Source organism: Pseudomonas sp. FP2196 (assembly GCF_030687715.1).
Lineage (GTDB): Bacteria > Pseudomonadota > Gammaproteobacteria > Pseudomonadales > Pseudomonadaceae > Aquipseudomonas.
In genome coordinates this window covers 988,447-1,007,725 of sequence record NZ_CP117445.1, presented here as the reverse complement: position 1 = coordinate 1,007,725, position 19,279 = coordinate 988,447, and the positions used below count along the sequence as shown (strand labels likewise).

Sequence of the window (19,279 nt, the reverse complement as noted above, 5' to 3'; positions counted from 1 at the left end):
CCATGATCCGACTTGAAAATATCCTGACCCCCGGCCGTTCCCTCGTGAACGTGCCGGGCGGCAGCAAAAAGAAAGCCCTCGAACAGATTGCCAACCTGATCGCCCGCGAAGTGCCGGCTCTGGAGATGCAAGATGTATACGAGGCCCTGATCGCTCGTGAGAAACTCGGTTCCACCGGTTTCGGCAACGGCATCGCCATTCCTCACTGCCGCCTCAAGGGTTGCCAATCGCCTATCAGCGCCTTGATGCACCTTGAAGCCCCAATCGATTTCGACGCCATCGACGGTGCTCCGGTTGACCTGCTGTTCGTATTGCTGGTACCGGAAGCCGCGACCGATGCGCATCTGGAATTGCTGCGTCAGATCGCCAGCATGCTGGATCGCAAGGACGTTCGCGAAAAATTGCGCAGTGCTTCGAGCAACCAAGGCTTGTATCAGGTCGTCGTGGACGAACAAAGCGGGCACTAATCATGCGCTTGATCATCGTCAGTGGCCGTTCCGGCTCGGGCAAAAGTACGGCGTTGAATGTCCTTGAGGACAACGGCTACTACTGCATCGACAATTTGCCGGCGGGCCTGCTGCCGGAACTGGCAGAACGCGCACTCATTCATACTGAACTGGCACAACCGCTGGTGGCGGTGTCGATCGATGCGCGCAATCTGCCGAGTCATCTCTCGCGTTTCCCCGAATTGCTTGAAGAAGTCCGTAGCCGCCACATCCAGTGCGATGTGTTGTACCTGGACGCTGACGAAGAAACTCTGCTCAAACGTTTCTCGGAAACCCGTCGTCGGCACCCGCTGAGCACCGCCAATCGGTCGCTGGCTGAAGCCATCAACGATGAGACCGCCCTGCTCGGCCCGATCGCCGATCTGGCCGACCTCAAGGTCAACACCACCCATCTGAACCTTTACCAGCTGCGCGATACCATCAAGCTGCGCTTGCTGAACCAACCGGAGCCAGGTACGGCGTATCTGGTCGAGTCTTTCGGTTTCAAGCGCGGCATGCCAGTCGACGCCGATCTGGTGTTCGACGTACGCTGCCTGCCCAATCCGTACTGGAAGCCAGAACTACGCGCGCAATCCGGTCTTGATGAGCCAGTGGCCGAGTACCTGGCGGCGCAGCCGGAGGTAGAGGAAATGTTCCAGGACATTTTCGGCTACCTGCACAAATGGCTGCCGCGCTTCGCCGCGAGCAACCGCGCCTACGTCACCATTGCCATTGGCTGCACCGGCGGACATCACCGCTCCGTCTACCTGACCGAACGTCTGGGTCAGGCCCTGCAGAAAACCCTGAAGAACGTCCAGGTTCGCCACCGCGACCTCACTTAAAGGATTCACACCGCGATGCCTGCTCTGGAAATCGAAATCATCAATAAACTGGGTTTGCATGCCCGTGCGTCAGCCAAGTTCGTCGGGGTGGCAGGCGAGTTCAAGGATTGCTCAATCAGAGTGGGCCGAACTCCAGAGACTACGGTTGATGGCAAAAGCATCATGGCAATGATGATGCTCGCTGCCGGCAAAGGTACAAAAATCTATATAAGTACCAAGGGCGAGCAAGAACAAGAAGCGCTGGAAGCGCTGAAGAATTTGATCAATGACTACTTCGGCGAGGGTGGTTGATCTTCAACCCAAAGCCGTATCCATCACCATCATCAGACAAAACCCGACCAACAGCCCAAGGCTGGCCAGTTTGTCATGACCATTGCGTCGCGACTCGGGGATCACTTCGTGGGTCACCACCAGCAACATCGCTCCCGCCGCCAGCGCCAGGCCCAAGGGCAACAACACCTGCGCCAGGCTGACCAGCCACGCACAGAGCAGCGCAAACACCGGCTCGACCAGCCCTGACGCTGCACCGATCAAAAACGCTTTGACCCGCGACATCCCCGCACCGGCCAGCACCAGCGCGATCACCAGACCTTCCGGCACATCCTGCAACGCGATGCCCATGGCCAGACTGTCCGCATCGGGCATTCCGCCGCCGGCCGACACGCCGACCGCCATGCCCTCCGGAATGTTATGGGCAATGATGGCGAACACAAACAGCCAGATCCGCGGTGGAATCACCGGGTGCTCGACCGTGCCGATGAGCATTTCGGGTGAGGCGCCAGAGACCCTGCGATCAACCAGGTACAGGCCGAACGCGCCGAGCATGATGCCGAAGCAGATCAGGCCGCTGGCTGCCCAAGGTGTCAGTCCAAGGCTTTCGGCAGCGGCAATGCCCGGGACGATCAACGAAAAAGCCGTCGCTGCCAGCATCACCCCGGCACCGAAACCGAGCAACGTATCGCCTAACGCCTGCGGCATGTTTCGAATCACCAGCACTGGCACAGCGCCAAGCGCCGTGCCGAGGGCGCAGATCGCACCGCCCTGCAACGCCCGTGACAGCCGCGGTTCCAGGTTCAGCCATTCCAGTCCGTGGGCGACCAGCAAGGTCATACCCGCTAACAGCAACAGCGATCCCACTGCGTAACGAAACATACGCCCACTTCCGATCGCCAGTGTTTCAGTGCCCATAGTCAGCCTTGGATTGTTTTTATAGAAGACTTAAACCAGTGCGGCGTGATAGCGCGCAGCAACTTCAGGCCAATTGATCACGTTGTAGAACGCGTTGATGTATTCCGGACGGCGGTTCTGGTAGCGCAGGTAGTAGGCGTGTTCCCAGACATCCAGACCGAGAATCGGCGTGTTGCCACTCATCAGCGGGCTGTCCTGGTTGCCGCTGCTTTCCACAATCAGCGTCTTCTCCGGGGTCACGCTGAGCCAGGCCCAACCGCTGCCGAAACGGGTCAGTGCAGCTTTGGTGAATGCCTCTTTGAAACTGTCGAGACCACCCAATTGTTCATCAATGGCCTTGGCCAGCGCACCGTCCGGCTTGCCGCCGCCACTTGGCACCATGACTTCCCAGAACAGCGAATGGTTGGCGTGACCGCCGCCCTGATTGATCACCGCCGCACGGAGTTTTTCCGGCAATTGCTGGACGCTGGCCACCAGTTTTTCTACCGGCCATTCGGCATATTCGGTGCCTTCGACTGCCGCGTTGAGGTTGTTGATGTACGTTTGGTGATGCTTGGTGTAGTGGATTTCCATGGTCTGCGCATCAATGTGCGGCTCCAGGGCGTTGTAGGCGTAGGGCAAGGCAGGCAAGGTAAAAGCCATTTCAGTGGACTCCATGGTGATGAGGGGCAGGCGCGCGGCGCGTGTTGCCGGTATCCGGGTGCAGCAGGCGCTGAGTGCGCGGGTATTCGCCGTGCTCGCTGATGAAATTCAATAACTCGACATAGGTCTTGCTGCTTTGGCGCAACGCTGCTTCGCGCAGCGCCAGGCGTAAACGCTCGTCCTGCATGGTCTGCAACAACCTTTGATGGATCGCGCAGAGATACTCTGCGCTCTCCTCCGGCTGATTCAGGCACAGGTGCAGATCCGCCAGGTTGTGATGGGAGATGACGCAGGCCGCCACCGCTTCGTCGGCATCCGCCCAGCGCTCGAACAACACTTGCGCCAGGGCAAGGGCTTGCAGGTAAGCCTCACGAGCGTCGATCAGTTCGCCCAGCATGAAGCAGCGATTGGCCCGTTCGATTGTGCGTTTCCAGTGCTCCATGGTGAACCTCCAAAGCGGTTACGGTGATTACACGCCACCGGCGGTGAGTTTCTCGGGATTGAGCAACTCTTCCAGTTGGCTACGCGACAGGTCGGTGTGTTCCAGCGCGACGTCGATCACCGGGCGACCCTGCTTGTAGGCCTGCTTGGCGATTTCGGCGGCTTTCTGGTAACCGATGATCGGGTTGAGCGCGGTGACCAGAATCGGGTTGCGCGACAACGCTTCTTTCAAACGCGATTCGTTGACCTTGAAGCTGGCGATAGCCTTGTCACCAAGCAGGCGGCTGGAGTTGGCCAGCAGTTCGATGCTGCTCAACAGGTTCTGCGCGATGATCGGCAGCATCACGTTCAGCTCGAAGTTGCCCGATTGACCGGCGATGGTGATCACCGAATCGTTGCCGATCACTTGTGCCGCAACCATGGCGGTGGCTTCCGGGATCACCGGATTGACCTTGCCCGGCATGATCGATGAGCCTGGTTGCAGCGCTTCCAGTTCTATTTCGCCGAGGCCGGCGAGTGGGCCGGAGTTCATCCAGCGCAGGTCGTTGGCAATTTTCATCAGCGACACAGCGGTGGCTTTGAGCTGGCCGGAGACAGCCACGGCGGTGTCCTGCGAGCCGATCAGCGCAAACAGATCCTTGCCCGGGGTGAATTGCACATCGGTCAACTGGCTCAACTGACGGCTGAAACGCGCGGCGAATTCAGGATGCGCATTGATGCCAGTGCCAACCGCCGTGCCGCCCTGCGCCAGTGATTGCAGGCTCGGCAGCAAATCCTGCAGATGACCGATGTTGGCCTTGAGCTGTTGCGCCCAGCCGTTGAGTACCTGGCTCATCCGTACCGGCATCGCGTCCATCAAATGTGTTCGACCGGTTTTGACGTGGTGATGCACTTGCCCGGCTTTGCGCTCGATGACTTGCACCAGGTGCAGCAGTGCCGGCAGCAGTTGTTCGTGCAACGCCAGCGCGGCGCTGACGTGGATGGTGGTCGGGATGATGTCGTTGCTGCTCTGCCCGCAGTTGACGTGATCGTTCGGATTGACGGGCTCATCGAGAAGACGGCTGGCCAACGTGGCGATCACTTCGTTGGCGTTCATGTTGGAACTGGTGCCGGATCCGGTCTGGAAGATATCCACAGGAAAATGCTTCATGAAGTCGCCTTCGAGCAGGCCTTGAGCGGCGTCGCTGATGGCTTTGCCCTGGGCGGCGCTGATCTGGTTGAGCTCGACATTGGCCCGGGCGGCAGCGGCTTTCGCCAGGATCAGCGCACGGATGAATTGCGTCGGCATCGGCTTGCCGCTGATCGGGAAGTTATCCACCGCGCGCTGGGTTTGCGCGCCGTAGAGAGCGTCCACCGGCACCTGCAGTTCGCCCATGCTGTCGCGCTCAATACGTGTCTTGGTCATCTGAAAATCCTTGCACCAGTTCTATGAGAGAAATCGAGGGCTGCAACTCGCAAGTCGCCAGTTGCCAGGTGTAGCGCTGCCAGCGCTTGAGCCGGCATTTGCACAGCGACAGGCGCTCCATTTCACGCAACGGGCGCCAGGCTTGATCGAGACAGAGGCTGCGCCAGTGCCACGGCAAGGCGATGTCGGTGGCTGTGTCGAGCAGCAGACGGAACGAGGTTTCAGCGATGGTCCATGGGGAAGTTGCCGTACAGCAAGCCAGATACCGGCCTTCGGCCAGATAGTGTTCGATCAGGCGCGGTTCGTCGGGATCCATCGCGCAACGGATCTGGCGACTCATCCAGCGCCAGTTTTCGAGGTACGGCTGCTCATGCAAGGCAGAACTCATGATCCGGGACTCGTTCGGAGATGAGATTTATTATTAGATGATAATGAGAACCAAAACAAGAGTACCTTTTTTAGGGTCATCGTTGTGGCAGGCATAAAAAAGGCGCGCCACCCGATCGGATGGCGCGCCTTTTGGTATTACGGTACCGGGTTTAGCTGCCCGCAACCGTCATCCGTTCGATCAATACCGAACCGGTGCGGATATTGCTGCGCAACTCCAGATCATTACCCACGGCGACAATCTGCTTGAACATGTCGCGCATGTTGCCGGCGATGGTCACTTCCTGCACCGCGAACTGGATCTCGCCGTTCTCGACCCAGAAACCCGCCGCCCCGCGCGAATAGTCACCGGTGACCATGTTCAAACCATGGCCCATCAACTCAGTGACTAACAGCCCACGACCCATGCGGCGCAGCAGAGCAGCCTGGTCTTCATCGCCATGGGTGACAAACAGGTTGTGCACACCACCGGCGTTGGCGGTGCTCGGCATGCCGAGTTTGCGCCCGGAATAAGTGCCGAGGATGTACGAAACCAGCTCACCTTTTTCGACGAACGGTTTGGCGTAAGTTGCCAGGCCATCACCGTCATAAGAAGCACTGCCCATGGCGCGCATCAGGTGCGGACGCTCGTCGATGGTCAGCCATTCCGGGAACAGTTTCTGCCCTAGCGTGCCTTCCAGGAAAGACGATTTGCGATAAAGACTTCCGCCGGAGACCGCCGACAGGAAGCTGCCGAACAACCCACCCGCCAGTTCTGCAGAAAACAGCACCGGGACTTCGCAAGTCGGCACCGGACGCGCGCCCAGACGGCTCGCCGCCCGATGCGCGGCACGTTGGCCAATGCTCACCGGGTCAGCGAGCAAAGTGCCCTGACGATTCACGTCATACCAGTAATCGCGCTGCATCTGGCCGTCGGCCTCGGCGATCATCACGCAGCTCAGGCTGTGCCGGGTCGACGCATAGCCACCAATGAAACCATGACTGTTGCCATACACGCGACACCCCTGATGAGTGCTGAGCGTAGTGCCGTCGGCGTTCTTGATTCGTGCATCGGCATCAAACGCCGCTGCTTCGCAGAGCAATGCCTTCTCGATGGCCTGCTCCGGTGTGATATCCCACTCATGAAACAGATCGAAATCCTGCTGATCCTTGGCCATCAGTGCTGCATCGGCCAAGCCCGAGGCTTCGTCTTCGGACGTGTGCTTGGCGATGGCCAGTGCGGCGGCGACCGTTTCGCGAATCGCATCAGGCCCGGTGGCAGAGGTGCTGGCGGAGCCTTTGCGCTGACCGACATACAGCGTGATGCCAAAGCCCTGATCGCGGTTGAACTCGACCGTTTCGACTTCGCGCTGGCGTACCGATGTCGACAGCCCCTGCTCCAGCGACACCGCGACTTCGCAGGCACTGGCGCCCTGACGCTTGGCTTCGGCGATGATCTGCTCGACTTGTTCCTGCAGTGCCGGCAATGCCTGCGGGCCGACGCTTTGAACTGCACTCATGCTCATCTCCACTCAAATTCTGCTTTCGGCTGGGGTCATCGAGCGACCGGGCCGGACAAGCGGCCCCCGACTGGTTATCATGGCGGCGTTTCTTTGCGGACTGCCACCATGGTTGATTCTTACGACGACTCCCTCGATACGGGAGAAAAAAGCAAATCTCAGGTCAAACGCGAGCTGCATGCTCTGGTTGACCTCGGCGAGCGCCTTACAACACTCAAGCCTGACTTGATCGCAAAACTGCCGCTGACCGACGCGATGCGCCGGGCATTGGCCGATGCGCCCAAGCACACCGCGAACATCGCGCGTAAACGGCACTTGCAGTTCATCGGCAAGCTGATGCGCGATCAGGACACTGACGCGATTCTGACGCTGCTCGATCAACTGGATGCCTCGACTCGCCAGTACAACGAGCGTTTCCACAATCTCGAACGCTGGCGTGATCGCCTGATCGCGGGCGACGATGCTGTGTTGGAGAAATTCGTCGTCGAGTACCCGGACGCCGATCGCCAGCAATTGCGTTCCCTGATCCGTCAGGCCCAGCATGAGGTTGCGCAAAACAAACCTCCTGCATCGAGCCGCAAGATCTTCAAGTACATCCGTGAGCTGGACGAGACTCAACGCGGCCTGCGTTGATATTCGTCATCGGGTGGTCGCCCAGTGCGCCACCCGCAGCTCCACCTCTTCTTATGCGCCCGTGCCACCCACGGTGATCGCATCGATTTTCAGCGTCGGCTGGCCAACACCCACCGGCACCGACTGCCCATCCTTGCCGCACGTCCCAACACCGCTGTCCAGCGCCAGATCGTTACCGACCATCGACACCCGGCTCATCGCTTCGGGACCGTTGCCGATCAACGTCGCGCCTTTAACCGGTGCGGTGATCTTGCCGTCCTCGATCAAATAAGCCTCACTGGTGGAGAACACGAACTTGCCGCTGGTGATGTCGACCTGACCGCCGCCAAGGTTGGCGCAGTAGATGCCTTTCTTCACCGAAGCGATGATTTCCGCCGGGTCGCTTTCGCCACCGAGCATATAGGTGTTGGTCATCCGTGGCATCGGCAGGTGCGCATAGGATTCACGACGACCGTTGCCAGTACGGGCGACGCCCATCAGACGCGCGTTGAGCTTGTCCTGCATGTAGCCCTTGAGTACGCCGTTTTCGATCAGCGTGGTGCATTCGGTCGGGGTGCCTTCGTCGTCGACACTCAGCGAACCGCGACGACCGCTCAGGGTGCCGTCATCGACGATGGTGCAGAGTTTCGAAGCGACCATCTCGCCCATGCGCCCGCTGTAAGCGGAGCTGCCCTTGCGGTTGAAGTCGCCCTCCAGACCGTGGCCGACCGCTTCGTGCAAAAGCACGCCAGACCAGCCCGAACCCAATACGACGGGCAAGGTACCGGCCGGCGCTGGAATCGCTTCGAGGTTTACCAAAGCCTGACGCAGCGCTTCACGGGCATACCCCATGGCGCGGTCTTCCGCGAGGAAATAACGGTAGTCGGTACGTCCGCCGCCGCCATGGCCGCCGCGCTCGCGACGACCATTCTGCTCGACGATCACGCTGACGTTGAAGCGCACCAGCGGACGCACATCCGCCGCCAGGCCGCCGTCGGTGGACGCCACCAGAATCCGCTCCCAGACCCCGGCCATGCTCACGCTGACTTGCTGGATGCGCGGATCGAGGGCGCGAGTGGCGACGTCGATGCGCTTGAGCAGTTCGACTTTCTCGGCACGCGTCAGGACTTCCAGCGGATTGTCCGGCGCATACAACTGGGCGACGTCTTGTGTGGAGAACGCCTGCACCGTGCCGTTTTGCCCGGCACGGGAAATCGAGCGTGCTGCACGCGCCGCAGCGCCGAGGGCTTCGAGAGTGATCGCGTTGCTGTAGGCGAAACCGGTTTTCTCACCGGACTGCGCACGCACGCCGACACCCTGGTCGAGGTTGAAGCTGCCTTCCTTGACGATGCCGTCTTCCAGCGCCCAGGACTCGGAGATCTGGCCCTGGAAATACAGGTCGGCAGCATCGATGCCAGGGCCGGCCAGATCGCCGAGCACGCCTTGCAGGCTCTCGATCGTCACGCCGCCGGGCGCCAAAAGGTGATCACTGACTGAGGACAACAACTCGCTCATGGTTTAGGCCTTAAATTCATGTTCTGAAGCAGGTCGCTGTGCGCCCTGAGAGAAAAACCGCCGATGACGCGTCACCGGCATTCGCGCCCTGATGGACGCCTGTTCATCGCTATCGCGTTCGGCCAACAGCACCGCTTCGCCTTGATCCTGATGCGCCAGCACACGCCCCCACGGGTCGACGATCGCCGCATGCCCGAAGGTTTCCCGCGGTCCCGGATGGGTCCCGCCCTGTGCTGCCGCCAACACGTAACACTGAGTCTCGATGGCCCGCGCGCGAATAAGCACATCCCAATGCGCCGCGCCGGTCACCGCGGTAAAGGCTGAAGGTGCCGTAATCAACTCGGCACCGGCGGCACGTAATTCGCTGTACAGCTCCGGAAAACGCAGGTCATAACACACGGTCAGACCGACTTTGCCGACCGGTGTATCCGCAACCACCACACCACCGCCATAAGCATAGTCATCGGATTCGCGGTAACGCCCGCGATTGTCCGCCACATCCACATCAAACAGGTGCAGCTTGTCATACCGTGCAACGGTTTCGCCCTGATCGTTGATCAGCAGCGAGCATGCATGCGACTTGGCCGTCGGTTGATCGATGGGGGGTAACGGCAATGTGCCGGCGACTATCCATAACCTGAGGTCGCGGGCCGTCTGTTTCAACCATGGCAGGATCGGACCCTCGCCCAATGCTTCTGCGCGACCGATGTCAGCGATGTCGCGACGGCCCATGGCAGCGAAGTTTTCCGGCAACACGGCCAGCTTCGCGCCACCGGCCGCAGCCTGTTCGAGCAAGCGCCGGGCCTGAGCCAGATTGGCCAGCACATCACTCTGGCTGACCATTTGAATGACCGCTAAAGACATGGCGAACTCCGCAAGAGGTATGCGGCCATGCTACTCCATCGTCTCAAGGCCTGGCTGTTCAAAAAGGCTTATCGAAAGTGATTTTCGGTTCTTTCCACGGGCCTTTGACGGTGTATTTCACACTGGCAAAACGTGCCACACGGTCACCGATCAGTTTGTCGATGAGGAACAGCGCACCACCGACCGCCGGGGCACCGACGATCAGCGCGGCAATCGGCAGGTTGTTGGTCACCGGCAAGGTCACCAGCAATTTGGCATCGACCTGATCACCGACCAGATCCAGGGTACCGTCCAGTTCGAGGTTGCTCGACGGCCCGGTCAGGCGGATCGGTTCCCGTGTCACATACACACCATTGCTAGCAACCAATAGTCCCTTGACCCGGTCGTAGCTCAAGCCTTTGCCGAACAGGTCGGAGAAATCCAGACGCAAACGGCGGCCGATGGAGTTGAAGTTCAGCAGCCCAAACACCCGCAGTGCCTGCGCACCGCCCTCGACTTCGACAAACTGGCCCTTGTTCAGCGACGCATCAAGGGTGCCGGAGAAGCGTTTGGTCGCCAGCCAAGCCGGCGAACCCGGCCAGCGGCCATCGACGTCCATATGGAACTCTTCACTGGTCACGCTCGGCGCAAAGCCCCAGCCCTTGAGCACGTCGGCCAGATTCTTGCCGCCAATCCGGCCCTTGAACCAACTGCTGGTCGACCCCGGCGCGCCTTCCCAGCCGCCGTTGCCCTGCAACAGAATGCCTTTGAGGCCCATGTCGAGGTTGTTCAGGGCGATGCCTTTGGCGGTCGGGCGCACTTTGAGCGACCAGCCACCGACCAGATCCTGGCCGAGGAACAGTTGATTGATGGTGATATCCAGCGCTGGAATTTTCGATGGATCCACCGACGCCAACGGGTCTGGTGAGTTTTCGTCGGCCTGTACCGTCGGGTCGGGCGCCGGCAGCCGCACGTATTGCAGATTCACCGCAATCGGCGTGCTTTTGGCATCCGCAAGGCTGGCGGTACCTTTGGCTTGCTGACTGTCGAGCGCCAGATTCCACGCCCCAGGTTTGCGATTGACCTGAACCGAGGCCTGATCCAGCGTGGTGCCGAACGCCGTGAGCTTGCCGATCTTGAAGTCAGCACTGCTCAACAGTTGCTTGGCACTGCCGCCCGGGTCCTGTCCGGCATATTTGTTGACCAGATCCTGCCACGGCGCAACGTCCAGCTCCGACAGCACGCCGCGAATACGCAAGCCCTTGGCGCCCGGCAGCACAGCGTCGCCTGCACCGAGAAACAACTCGCCGCGCCCGTCAGCGAAATTCGTCGGTGGTGCGGCAAAGGTGAAATTGGCCAGTTGATCGTAATTGACCCAGTAACGCCGCTCCTGCCCTTGCAGGGTCATGCGGAACACCGTGTCGCGGCCGACATCAGCCGCCATGCCGAACGGTGCGGGCAGGTCGACAGCCACCCCTTTGAGGCTGGAGCTGACCATCAACTGGCTGTCGGCGCCGTCGAGGTTCAGTTGCAACTGATAGGGAATCGTCCCGGTCACCGGTAACGGCTGAGTCACGCCGAGCCAGTCAGTGAGTTTCTTGACCTCGACCTGTCCCGAAGCGGCCACTCGGGTTCTGAGCTTGCCGGGGCTGCCATCGGCAAAGATTTGCGCGGTGACCGGTTTGTCGAACGCCCGAGCTGCGATGTTCTGCCCGCTGAGCCCCTTGGCGCTGTCGAAACGGAAGTCACCCTTGAGTTGCGTCAGCTCCAGTTTCGGTTCGGCGAGTTTCAGCCGCGCATTGGCGGTTTTGAAGTCGACGAGGATTTTCGGCTGGTCTCCCTTGGCCAGCGGAATATCCAGTTTTAGCTTGCCTTGCAGATCGCCCGAGCCTTCCCAGCCGGCGAAGGTGTCGGCGGTGCCGATCGGTGCTTCCTGCAGGATCTTCAGCCCGTCACCCAGTCCACCGGCAAAGGCGCCGTCGAGAAACATATGGGTGTTCTGACCCGACGGAACATGGGGAATATTGACGAAAACATCACTGACCTGCGTATCGAGCAACTGGCCCTTGCTGGCCCAGATCCGCACGCCGCTGTCTTCGATGAACACGTCACCACTGACCTTGCTCACATGCGGCCAGCCCGGCTGGAAGGCCAGTTCGGCGTCATGCACCTTGAAGAACAGGCTGATGCTGCGGTCGGCCTCCCCGGCATTTTTGCTCAGCGAACCTTGGTACTGGAAGAAGCCCTGATCCACCGCGCCTTTGAGAATCGCGGTGCGCAGCCATTCGTCGAGCGCCGGGCTCAACACTTCGGGCAAATACTTGGCGGTGTAGCGGCCGTCGCCATCGACAAGACCGACCCGCAAGTCCATGTAGTCTTCCTGGCTGTGATCGAAATGCAGGCGAATGAGGAAGTCACCGGCAATCTTGCCCTCCTCGCCCAGTACCTTCAGGTACGGCGCGATCAGGGTGAAGCCCTCTTTATCGAGCTTCCAGGTCAACCGCGCGTTGGCCTGAATGTATTGCCATGGCTTGGCGAAGATCGGATCGAGGTGCAGGACGAAATCCTTGCTGTCCATGCGCAACTCGCCGCCATCGAGATTACCGCTGAGGCTGCCGCTGACATTCCTTGCCGCGGGGGCGCCGTGATAGGCATCAAAACCGACGTTATCGAGGTTGGTGGCAAAGCCGAATTTTGTACCGTCAGTGGCGTTCGGGCGGAAATCCAGCAACACGTTGCGCAGCCCACCAGTCACTTTCAGGCGCTCGACCACGGTGGCGAAGCCTTGCGGCAACGGCCCCAACGCATTGAGTAACGGGGTGATCGGGGTGAGATCGAGACGATCCGCCTGCAAGTGCCAGAGCTCATCGACCTTGTCAGTGGCGCGCGTCTGCTGCACCTGGACGCGCGTCTCCCAACGGGTTTCGCCGAAGTTCATCGCCAGCGAATCAAAGGTGACGGTCGCGCCGTTGGCACTGTTTTTGTAGTAGGCGTTGAGCGCCAGATTGTTGATCTGGATCGGCTTACGCTCGGCGTAGGCACCAGTCACTTGCGGTGCGTTCAAACGCAGCGCCGCACTTTGCAGCGTGCCCTCGGCCCAGTTCACCCAGAGCTCGCCGCCGGCCTTGATCTCGGAGAAATTCCACTGTTGGGTGAGGCGCTCTGGCAGCCACTTCGACCAATCACTTTGCGGCAGGCTGGCGTAGCCTTCTATCGCGCTGTTTTGCCATTGGTCGGGGCGGATTCGAGTTCGCAGGTTCAGTGCAACGGGTTGGCCATCAGGCAGGGTCAAACGTGCATCGAGACGCTGACGACTGGCACCGGTTTTCAGGTTGAGGCCGACGTAGGTGAGGGTCATCGGCGCGTGATCCAGTGGCTGCAAGGTCACCTGACTGTCGAGCACCGAGAGTTGCTGAATCATTTGCGAGCGATTGAACAACTGCTCTGGATCGAACGGTTGATCCTTGCGCACCGGCAAGCCTTCCAGCGCCCAGGTGCCGTCCTCGGATTCCTTGAGGCTGATTTTCAGGCCATTGAATTCCAGATGGGCGATGCGCACTTCCCGGGCCAACAGACTGGCCCACAGATCCGGTACTGCGCGCACCCGATCAAGACGCAGGGCGTTGGCACCGTCGCCGACCATCACATCATGGGCCAGCAGAATTGGCGCAAAACCGCTCCAATTACCCTCCAGTTCGCCGATCTGCAACGGCATGCCGAGGGCCGCACTGGCCTTGTCTTCGATGTCAGCGCGGTATTCGGCCACCAACGGGGTCAGTTCCCGGCCGAGACTGACGTACAGCGCCATCAGCACCAGAACCAACGCGCACAGGCCCAGCCCCCAGCGGGTGAGTGCGGCCAGAATGCGTGTCAGACGCTCCATGTCAGTTGGCTCCCATGGCAAAAATACTGCGAAAAGCTGAGGCCAGCCGTTTTGGAAAAAAGATGACGCAGGGGTTCAGAGCAGCACCACGTCATATTGTTCCTGGGAATACATGGTTTCGACCTGAAAGCGTATGGTGCGGCCGATAAATCCTTCAAGCTCGGCGACGTTACCGGACTCTTCATCCAGTAGACGATCGACCACTTTCTGGTTCGCCAGGACGCGATAACCCTCAGCCTGATAGGCCCGGGCTTCGCGAAGGATCTCGCGGAAAATCTCGTAACAGATGGTTTCCGCAGTCTTCAGTTTGCCGCGCCCCTGACAACTGCTGCACGGCTCGCACAGCACTTGCTCAAGGCTTTCGCGCGTGCGCTTGCGGGTCATCTGCACCAGGCCCAACTCGGTGATCCCGATGATGTTGGTCTTGGCGTGATCGCGCTCCAGCTGTTTCTCCAACGTACGCAACACCTGGCGCTGATGCTCCTCATCTTCCATGTCGATGAAGTCGATGATGATGATCCCGCCCAGATTGCGCAGACGCATCTGCCGGGCAATCGCAGTGGCCGCTTCGAGGTTGGTCTTGAAGATGGTTTCTTCGAGATTGCGATGACCGACGAATGCCCCGGTATTGACGTCGATGGTGGTCATGGCTTCCGCCGGATCGACCACCAGATAACCGCCGGATTTCAGCGGTACTTTGCGCTCAAGGGCTTTCTGGATTTCGTCTTCGACGCCGTACAAATCGAAAATCGGTCGCTCGCCCGGATAATGTTCCAGACGGTCGGCGATTTCAGGCATCAGTTCGGCGACGAATTGCGTGGTTTTCTGGAAGGTTTCCCGGGAATCGATGCGGATTTTCTCGATCTTTGGATTGACCAGGTCACGCAGCGTGCGCAGGGCCAGACCGAGATCTTCGTAGATCACACTCGGCGCAGATATGGTTTTGATCTGTTCGTTGATCTGATCCCACAGGCGCCGCAGGTAGCGGATGTCCATAAGGATCTCATCGGCCCCTGCGCCTTCAGCGGCGGTACGCAGAATAAAGCCGCCAGCCTCCTTGATGCCTTCTTTGGCCACACAATCGGTGACCACCTGCTTAAGGCGATCGCGCTCGGCTTCGTCTTCGATTTTCAGCGAAATACCGACGTGGGCGGTGCGTGGCATGTACACCAGGTAGCGCGACGGAATCGACAACTGCGTGGTCAACCGCGCGCCTTTGGAGCCTATCGGATCTTTGGTGACTTGCACCACCAGGCTCTGGCCTTCGTGCACCAGCGCGCTGATGCTTTCCACCGCCGGGCCTTCGCGCAGAGAAATCTCAGCGGCATGAATGAACGCCGCACGGTCCAGACCGATGTCGACGAACGCTGCCTGCATACCCGGCAGCACCCGGACTATCTTGCCTTTATAGATGTTGCCGACGATCCCGCGTTTTTGCGTGCGCTCGACGTGGACTTCTTGCAGCACACCGTTTTCGACCACCGCCACGCGCGACTCCATCGGCGTGATGTTGATCAGAATCTCTTCACTCATGGCAGGATCTCGTTCAGGCGTGTTCACGATAATGGCCGCATCTTGTTCGTACGACGCTTATTGCGCGTTCAGGTTTTGCCAACAGGGTATGCCGAAATGGCCCAACAGTTCTGCGGTTTCGCAAACAGGCAACCCGACCACCGCCGAATAACTGCCATTGAGCCCCGCGACAAACACCGCGCCGAGCCCCTGAATGCCGTATCCGCCAGCCTTGTCCCGGGGCTCGCCGCTGGCCCAGTAGGCAGCGGCCTCTTCGCGGCTGATCGGCCGGAACCGCACCAGACTGCGTACCACCCGCGAGTCGCAGCGCTCACCTTCGAGCACGGCAATCGCCGTCAGCACTTCATGCTCCTTGCCGGACAACATCATCAGCATGGCGCATGCATCGGCTTCGTCCACCGGTTTGCCAAGAATTTTGCCGTCCAGCACCACTGCGGTGTCGGCACCCAGCACGCAGAATGCCTGGTCGGACACCACCGTGCGCCGGCCGGCCTCAGCCTTGCCGCGCGCGAGGCGTTCGACATAGGCCGAAGGCAATTCTTCGGATAAAGGGGTTTCATCGATGTCCGCACTGATGGCGGAGAACGGAACGCCGATCTGCGTGAGCAACTCACGTCGACGCGGCGATCCAGAGGCGAGGTAAAGCGGCTTCATCAAAACATCTCCCTGTTCAGTGCCCTGCTTCACCGGATCAATTGATTTTGTAGCGGCGGCGCAATCCACGCAGGGCGAAACTGATCCAGGGCCAGAGCAAGGCGCTGACCAGTGCCGGCAGGACCAGCGCCAGGGTCGGCTGACGGTTGCCGGTCAAAGCACTGAGCCACAGCTGCACCAGTTGTGCGAGGCCGAAGATCACCAGGATCACCAGACACTGCTGCCACATCGGGAACATTCGCAAGCGTTGTTGCAATGACAGCACCAGGAAAGTGATCAGCGAAAGGACGAGCGCGTTCTGCCCGAACAGATCGCCCTGCAGCACGTCTTCGGCCAGACCCAGGCAGAACGCCGTGACCATACCGACCGTCTGCGGCATGTACAGCGCCCAGAACGTCAGCAGCAGGGCCAGCCACAGCGGACGAAGGATTTCCATGAAAATCGGTAACGGCGAAACGCTGAGCAACAGGCCGATAACAAACGTCAGCCAGACCATCCAGCCATTTCGAGAGGCTTTTACACCGACCATTATTCTCGTCCCCCAGGGGTGACTGGCGCCGTCGCCGGCGGTTTGGCGGGCGGTTTGCTGGCTGCTGGCGCAGAGGCCGGTGGCTTTGTCGCCGTCGGAGCAGTCGCCGGCGGCTTGCTCGCGCCAGGCTTGACCGGTGTCGCGGCGGGCACTGTGGCGGCGGGGGCCTGTTCGGCGGTTGGCGTTGCGGCGGGCGCCGGCATGACCAGCGGTCGCGAAACGTTGGCCGGCTGCATCGGGCCGCCGCCATGGGCATCCAGAGCTTCCTGAGCCTGCGCGGCGTCGTTGGCGCGCTCCTCGGCGGTACGCGAGTCGCTGAACACCAGCAGCAGGTAGCGACTACGGTTCAACGCAGCAGTCGGCACGGCGCGAACGATTGCGAACGGTTGACCGGAATCGTGGATCACTTCCTTGACCGTCGCCACCGGGTAACCCGCTGGAAAACGCTGACCGAGGCCAGAGCTGACCAGCAAATCGCCTTCCTTGATATCCGCCGTGTCGGCGACGTGGCGTAGTTCCAGACGTTCCGGGTTGCCGGTACCGCTGGCGATTGCCCGCAAACCGTTACGGTTCACTTGCACAGGAATGCTGTGAGTTGAGTCGGTCAGCAGCAATACACGGGAGGTGTACGGCATCAACTCGACCACCTGCCCCATCAGACCGCGTGCATCGAGCACCGGCTGACCGAGGACCACGCCGTCGCGCTCACCTTTATTGATGATGATGCGGTGGGTGAAGGGGTTGGGGTCCATGCCGATCAACTCGGCGACTTCAACCTTTTCGTTGACCAGCGCTGAAGAATTGAGCAACTCGCGCAACCGAACGTTCTGCTCGGTCAGTGCGGCAAGCTTTTGCATGCGGCCCTGATACAGCAGGTTTTCAGTCTTGAGTTTTTCGTTTTCGGCGATGAGTTCGGTGCGACTGCCGAACTGGCTGGCGATACCGTCCCACAGCCGTCCGGGCAGGTCGGTGATCCAGTAGGCATCCATCAGCACCAGCGACGCTTGTTTGCGCGCAGGCTTGAGCAGATCAAAGCGGGCATCGACCACCATCAGCGCAACCGACAACACGGCCAGCACCAACAGGCGGACGCCCAGTGAAGGGCCCTTGGCGAAAAGCGGTTTAATAAGCCGCTCCTCCCAGGCAAATGTTCTGTTTATTCATACGGCATCAAACCGGCCTGGATGAAGACTGACAGAAGATAAACGCCAACAGGCAGCACTGCAAAGTGCTGCCTGCGCGCTCACCCACGTATTGCACTCGGCGACTTATTCGCTCGAGAGCAGATCCATGGTGTGCTTATCCATCATTTCCAATGCACGGCCACCGCCGCGAGCAACGCAAGTCAGCGGATCTTCGGCAACGATCACCGGCAGACCGGTTTCCTGAGCCAGCAACTTGTCGAGGTCACGCAGCAGCGCGCCACCACCGGTCAGCACCAGGCCACGCTCGGCGATGTCGGAAGCCAGTTCCGGCGGCGACTGCTCCAGCGCGCTTTTCACGGCCTGAACGATAGTGGCCAGGGACTCTTGCAGAGCTTCCAGCACTTCGTTGGAGTTCAGGGTGAATGCACGTGGAACGCCTTCGGCCAGGTTGCGACCGCGAACGTCGACTTCGCGAACTTCGCCGCCCGGGTAGGCCGTACCGATTTCCTGCTTGATGCGCTCAGCGGTGGATTCGCCGATCAGACTGCCGTAGTTGCGGCGAACATAAGTGATGATCGCTTCATCGAAACGGTCGCCGCCAACACGGACGGATTCGGCGTAAACCACACCGTTCAGGGAGATCAGCGCGATTTCGGTAGTACCACCACCGATATCGACGACCATCGAACCGCGCGCTTCTTCTACCGGCAGGCCGGCACCGATCGCAGCAGCCATTGGCTCTTCGATCAGGAACACTTCACGCGCACCGGCACCGAGGGCCGATTCACGGATGGCACGACGCTCAACCTGGGTGGATTTGCATGGAACGCAGATCAGCACACGAGGGCTAGGCTGCAGAAAGCTGTTTTCGTGAACCTTGTTGATGAAGTATTGCAGCATCTTTTCGCAGACGCTGAAGTCGGCGATCACGCCGTCCTTCATCGGACGAATGGCAGCAATGTTGCCCGGCGTACGGCCGAGCATGCGCTTGGCCTCGGTGCCGACAGCAACGACACTTTTCTGGTTACCGTGTGTCCGAATGGCCACAACCGATGGCTCATTCAGGACGATACCGCGCTCGCGCACGTAAATAAGGGTGTTGGCAGTGCCCAGGTCAATGGAAAGATCGCTGGAAAACATGCCACGCAGTTTCTTGAACATGGGAAAGGGACCCTAGGCAACGCGTGGGTAAAAAAGTGCGGCAAACTCTAACAACGACAGGGATTTTGGGCAAGGCGCCAATATGTTAAATTGGCCGCTTTTCTGTGCACCAAGCCCCACAATCGCGGCCTTATGACCGTAGAAGTGCGGTAGTGTTCCGACAATCTAACACACGGACGCCGTCCGTTCTGTTTTCCACTGGAGAATCCCGATGGCGCTAGAACGCTCCGACGTGGAAAAAATCGCTCATTTGGCCTGCCTTGGCCTCAATGATGCCGATCTTCCGCACATTACTTCCGCCCTCAACAGCATTCTCGGGCTGGTCGACGAAATGCAGGCTGTTAATACCGACGGTATCGAGCCTCTGGCCCACCCGCTGGAAGCCAGTCAGCGCCTGCGCGCCGACGTTGTAACCGAGACCAATCATCGCGAGGCCTACCAGTCCATCGCACCAGCGGTCGAAAACGGCCTGTATCTGGTTCCGAAAGTCATCGACTAAAGGGAAAGAGCCTGCA

General features: G+C 59.9%; 19 protein-coding genes. 5 read left to right on the top strand and 14 right to left on the bottom strand.

Features of this window, described 5'->3' with window-relative positions; genetic code table 11:
* Positions 1 to 2: 2 nt before the first annotated feature.
* The 3 genes from ptsN to PSH79_RS04400 are packed head-to-tail and all read left to right on the top strand — an operon-like array spanning position 3 to position 1,618.
* Positions 3 to 467, top strand: a complete 465-nt coding sequence (gene ptsN / locus PSH79_RS04410; RefSeq protein WP_305441420.1) for a PTS IIA-like nitrogen regulatory protein PtsN — start codon at positions 3 to 5, stop codon at positions 465 to 467.
* Positions 468 to 469: 2 nt separating this feature from the next.
* Positions 470 to 1,327: an RNase adapter RapZ gene (rapZ, locus tag PSH79_RS04405; RefSeq protein ID WP_305441419.1), complete on the top strand. Its 858-nt coding sequence runs from the start codon at positions 470 to 472 to the stop codon at positions 1,325 to 1,327.
* A 15-nt stretch (positions 1,328 to 1,342) separates the two neighbouring features.
* Entirely contained in the window at positions 1,343 to 1,618 is a 276-nt protein-coding gene (locus PSH79_RS04400; RefSeq protein ID WP_305441417.1) for an HPr family phosphocarrier protein, read from the top strand.
* Between the two features lie 3 nt (positions 1,619 to 1,621).
* On the opposite strand, the gene PSH79_RS04395 is transcribed toward PSH79_RS04400, so the two are convergent.
* From PSH79_RS04395 to pmbA, 6 genes are all read right to left on the bottom strand, one after another.
* Complete coding sequence (locus PSH79_RS04395; protein ID WP_187676776.1) at positions 1,622 to 2,515, bottom strand: ZIP family metal transporter; 894 nt, start codon at positions 2,513 to 2,515, stop codon at positions 1,622 to 1,624.
* A gap of 30 nt (positions 2,516 to 2,545) precedes the next feature.
* Positions 2,546 to 3,157 carry a superoxide dismutase gene (locus tag PSH79_RS04390; RefSeq protein WP_305441416.1) on the bottom strand — a complete coding sequence of 204 codons (612 nt, stop codon included), beginning with the start codon at positions 3,155 to 3,157 and terminating at the stop codon, positions 2,546 to 2,548.
* Between the two features lies 1 nt (position 3,158).
* Positions 3,159 to 3,599 (bottom strand): hypothetical protein, encoded by a 441-nt coding sequence (locus tag PSH79_RS04385; protein ID WP_305441415.1) that lies wholly within the window; start codon positions 3,597 to 3,599, stop codon positions 3,159 to 3,161.
* A 27-nt stretch (positions 3,600 to 3,626) separates the two neighbouring features.
* Positions 3,627 to 5,003: an aspartate ammonia-lyase gene (locus PSH79_RS04380; protein ID WP_305441414.1), complete on the bottom strand. Its 1,377-nt coding sequence runs from the start codon at positions 5,001 to 5,003 to the stop codon at positions 3,627 to 3,629.
* Positions 4,984 to 5,391, bottom strand: a complete 408-nt coding sequence (locus tag PSH79_RS04375; RefSeq protein WP_305441413.1) for a FagA protein — start codon at positions 5,389 to 5,391, stop codon at positions 4,984 to 4,986. Before PSH79_RS04375 ends, PSH79_RS04380 begins: the two co-directional genes overlap by 20 nt.
* Before the next feature lie 151 nt (positions 5,392 to 5,542).
* Positions 5,543 to 6,895 (bottom strand): metalloprotease PmbA, encoded by a 1,353-nt coding sequence (gene pmbA / locus PSH79_RS04370; RefSeq protein ID WP_305441412.1) that lies wholly within the window; start codon positions 6,893 to 6,895, stop codon positions 5,543 to 5,545.
* Positions 6,896 to 6,997: 102 nt separating this feature from the next.
* On the opposite strand from pmbA, the gene yjgA reads away from it, so the two are divergent.
* Positions 6,998 to 7,522: a ribosome biogenesis factor YjgA gene (gene yjgA / locus PSH79_RS04365; RefSeq protein ID WP_007915377.1), complete on the top strand. Its 525-nt coding sequence runs from the start codon at positions 6,998 to 7,000 to the stop codon at positions 7,520 to 7,522.
* A gap of 51 nt (positions 7,523 to 7,573) precedes the next feature.
* Here the strand turns inward: yjgA and tldD are convergent, their stop codons facing one another.
* From tldD to mreB, 8 genes are all read right to left on the bottom strand, one after another.
* Positions 7,574 to 9,016, bottom strand: a complete 1,443-nt coding sequence (tldD, locus tag PSH79_RS04360) for a metalloprotease TldD (RefSeq protein WP_064387936.1) — start codon at positions 9,014 to 9,016, stop codon at positions 7,574 to 7,576.
* A 3-nt stretch (positions 9,017 to 9,019) separates the two neighbouring features.
* A complete protein-coding gene (locus PSH79_RS04355) occupies positions 9,020 to 9,880 on the bottom strand; it encodes a carbon-nitrogen hydrolase family protein (protein WP_305441410.1) in 861 nt (286 codons plus the stop codon).
* 58 nt (positions 9,881 to 9,938) lie between these two features.
* Positions 9,939 to 13,742 carry a YhdP family protein gene (locus tag PSH79_RS04350; protein ID WP_305441408.1) on the bottom strand — a complete coding sequence of 1,268 codons (3,804 nt, stop codon included), beginning with the start codon at positions 13,740 to 13,742 and terminating at the stop codon, positions 9,939 to 9,941.
* Between the two features lie 75 nt (positions 13,743 to 13,817).
* Positions 13,818 to 15,275 carry a ribonuclease G gene (rng, locus tag PSH79_RS04345; protein WP_305441406.1) on the bottom strand — a complete coding sequence of 486 codons (1,458 nt, stop codon included), beginning with the start codon at positions 15,273 to 15,275 and terminating at the stop codon, positions 13,818 to 13,820.
* A gap of 57 nt (positions 15,276 to 15,332) precedes the next feature.
* The gene (locus tag PSH79_RS04340; RefSeq protein WP_305441405.1) at positions 15,333 to 15,929 is read right to left on the bottom strand and encodes a nucleoside triphosphate pyrophosphatase; all 597 of its coding nucleotides are present in this window, start codon (positions 15,927 to 15,929) and stop codon (positions 15,333 to 15,335) included.
* Positions 15,930 to 15,966: 37 nt separating this feature from the next.
* Complete coding sequence (mreD, locus tag PSH79_RS04335; RefSeq protein WP_187676767.1) at positions 15,967 to 16,458, bottom strand: rod shape-determining protein MreD; 492 nt, start codon at positions 16,456 to 16,458, stop codon at positions 15,967 to 15,969.
* Entirely contained in the window at positions 16,458 to 17,555 is a 1,098-nt protein-coding gene (gene mreC / locus PSH79_RS04330) for a rod shape-determining protein MreC (RefSeq protein WP_305443873.1), read from the bottom strand. Before mreC ends, mreD begins: the two co-directional genes overlap by 1 nt.
* 171 nt (positions 17,556 to 17,726) lie before the next feature.
* Positions 17,727 to 18,764 carry a rod shape-determining protein MreB gene (mreB, locus tag PSH79_RS04325; RefSeq protein WP_002555108.1) on the bottom strand — a complete coding sequence of 346 codons (1,038 nt, stop codon included), beginning with the start codon at positions 18,762 to 18,764 and terminating at the stop codon, positions 17,727 to 17,729.
* A 211-nt stretch (positions 18,765 to 18,975) separates the two neighbouring features.
* Here mreB and gatC point away from each other — a divergent pair, with 211 nt between their 5' ends.
* Complete coding sequence (gene gatC / locus PSH79_RS04320; RefSeq protein WP_007901429.1) at positions 18,976 to 19,263, top strand: Asp-tRNA(Asn)/Glu-tRNA(Gln) amidotransferase subunit GatC; 288 nt, start codon at positions 18,976 to 18,978, stop codon at positions 19,261 to 19,263.
* Positions 19,264 to 19,279: the final 16 nt, after the last annotated feature.

What these genes read in the sequence shown, in the direction of transcription:
- ptsN (WP_305441420.1), top strand. Translation starts at nt 3, where the DNA reads ATGATCCGACTTGAAAATATCCTGACCCCCGGCCGTTCCCTCGTGAAC.
- rapZ (WP_305441419.1), top strand. Translation starts at nt 470, where the DNA reads ATGCGCTTGATCATCGTCAGTGGCCGTTCCGGCTCGGGCAAAAGTACG.
- PSH79_RS04400 (WP_305441417.1), top strand. Translation starts at nt 1,343, where the DNA reads ATGCCTGCTCTGGAAATCGAAATCATCAATAAACTGGGTTTGCATGCC.
- PSH79_RS04395 (WP_187676776.1), bottom strand. Translation starts at nt 2,515, where the DNA reads ATGGGCACTGAAACACTGGCGATCGGAAGTGGGCGTATGTTTCGTTAC.
- PSH79_RS04390 (WP_305441416.1), bottom strand. Translation starts at nt 3,157, where the DNA reads ATGGCTTTTACCTTGCCTGCCTTGCCCTACGCCTACAACGCCCTGGAG.
- PSH79_RS04385 (WP_305441415.1), bottom strand. Translation starts at nt 3,599, where the DNA reads ATGGAGCACTGGAAACGCACAATCGAACGGGCCAATCGCTGCTTCATG.
- PSH79_RS04380 (WP_305441414.1), bottom strand. Translation starts at nt 5,003, where the DNA reads ATGACCAAGACACGTATTGAGCGCGACAGCATGGGCGAACTGCAGGTG.
- PSH79_RS04375 (WP_305441413.1), bottom strand. Translation starts at nt 5,391, where the DNA reads ATGAGTTCTGCCTTGCATGAGCAGCCGTACCTCGAAAACTGGCGCTGG.
- pmbA (WP_305441412.1), bottom strand. Translation starts at nt 6,895, where the DNA reads ATGAGCATGAGTGCAGTTCAAAGCGTCGGCCCGCAGGCATTGCCGGCA.
- yjgA (WP_007915377.1), top strand. Translation starts at nt 6,998, where the DNA reads ATGGTTGATTCTTACGACGACTCCCTCGATACGGGAGAAAAAAGCAAA.
- tldD (WP_064387936.1), bottom strand. Translation starts at nt 9,016, where the DNA reads ATGAGCGAGTTGTTGTCCTCAGTCAGTGATCACCTTTTGGCGCCCGGC.
- PSH79_RS04355 (WP_305441410.1), bottom strand. Translation starts at nt 9,880, where the DNA reads ATGTCTTTAGCGGTCATTCAAATGGTCAGCCAGAGTGATGTGCTGGCC.
- PSH79_RS04350 (WP_305441408.1), bottom strand. Translation starts at nt 13,742, where the DNA reads ATGGAGCGTCTGACACGCATTCTGGCCGCACTCACCCGCTGGGGGCTG.
- rng (WP_305441406.1), bottom strand. Translation starts at nt 15,275, where the DNA reads ATGAGTGAAGAGATTCTGATCAACATCACGCCGATGGAGTCGCGCGTG.
- PSH79_RS04340 (WP_305441405.1), bottom strand. Translation starts at nt 15,929, where the DNA reads ATGAAGCCGCTTTACCTCGCCTCTGGATCGCCGCGTCGACGTGAGTTG.
- mreD (WP_187676767.1), bottom strand. Translation starts at nt 16,458, where the DNA reads ATGGTCGGTGTAAAAGCCTCTCGAAATGGCTGGATGGTCTGGCTGACG.
- mreB (WP_002555108.1), bottom strand. Translation starts at nt 18,764, where the DNA reads ATGTTCAAGAAACTGCGTGGCATGTTTTCCAGCGATCTTTCCATTGAC.
- gatC (WP_007901429.1), top strand. Translation starts at nt 18,976, where the DNA reads ATGGCGCTAGAACGCTCCGACGTGGAAAAAATCGCTCATTTGGCCTGC.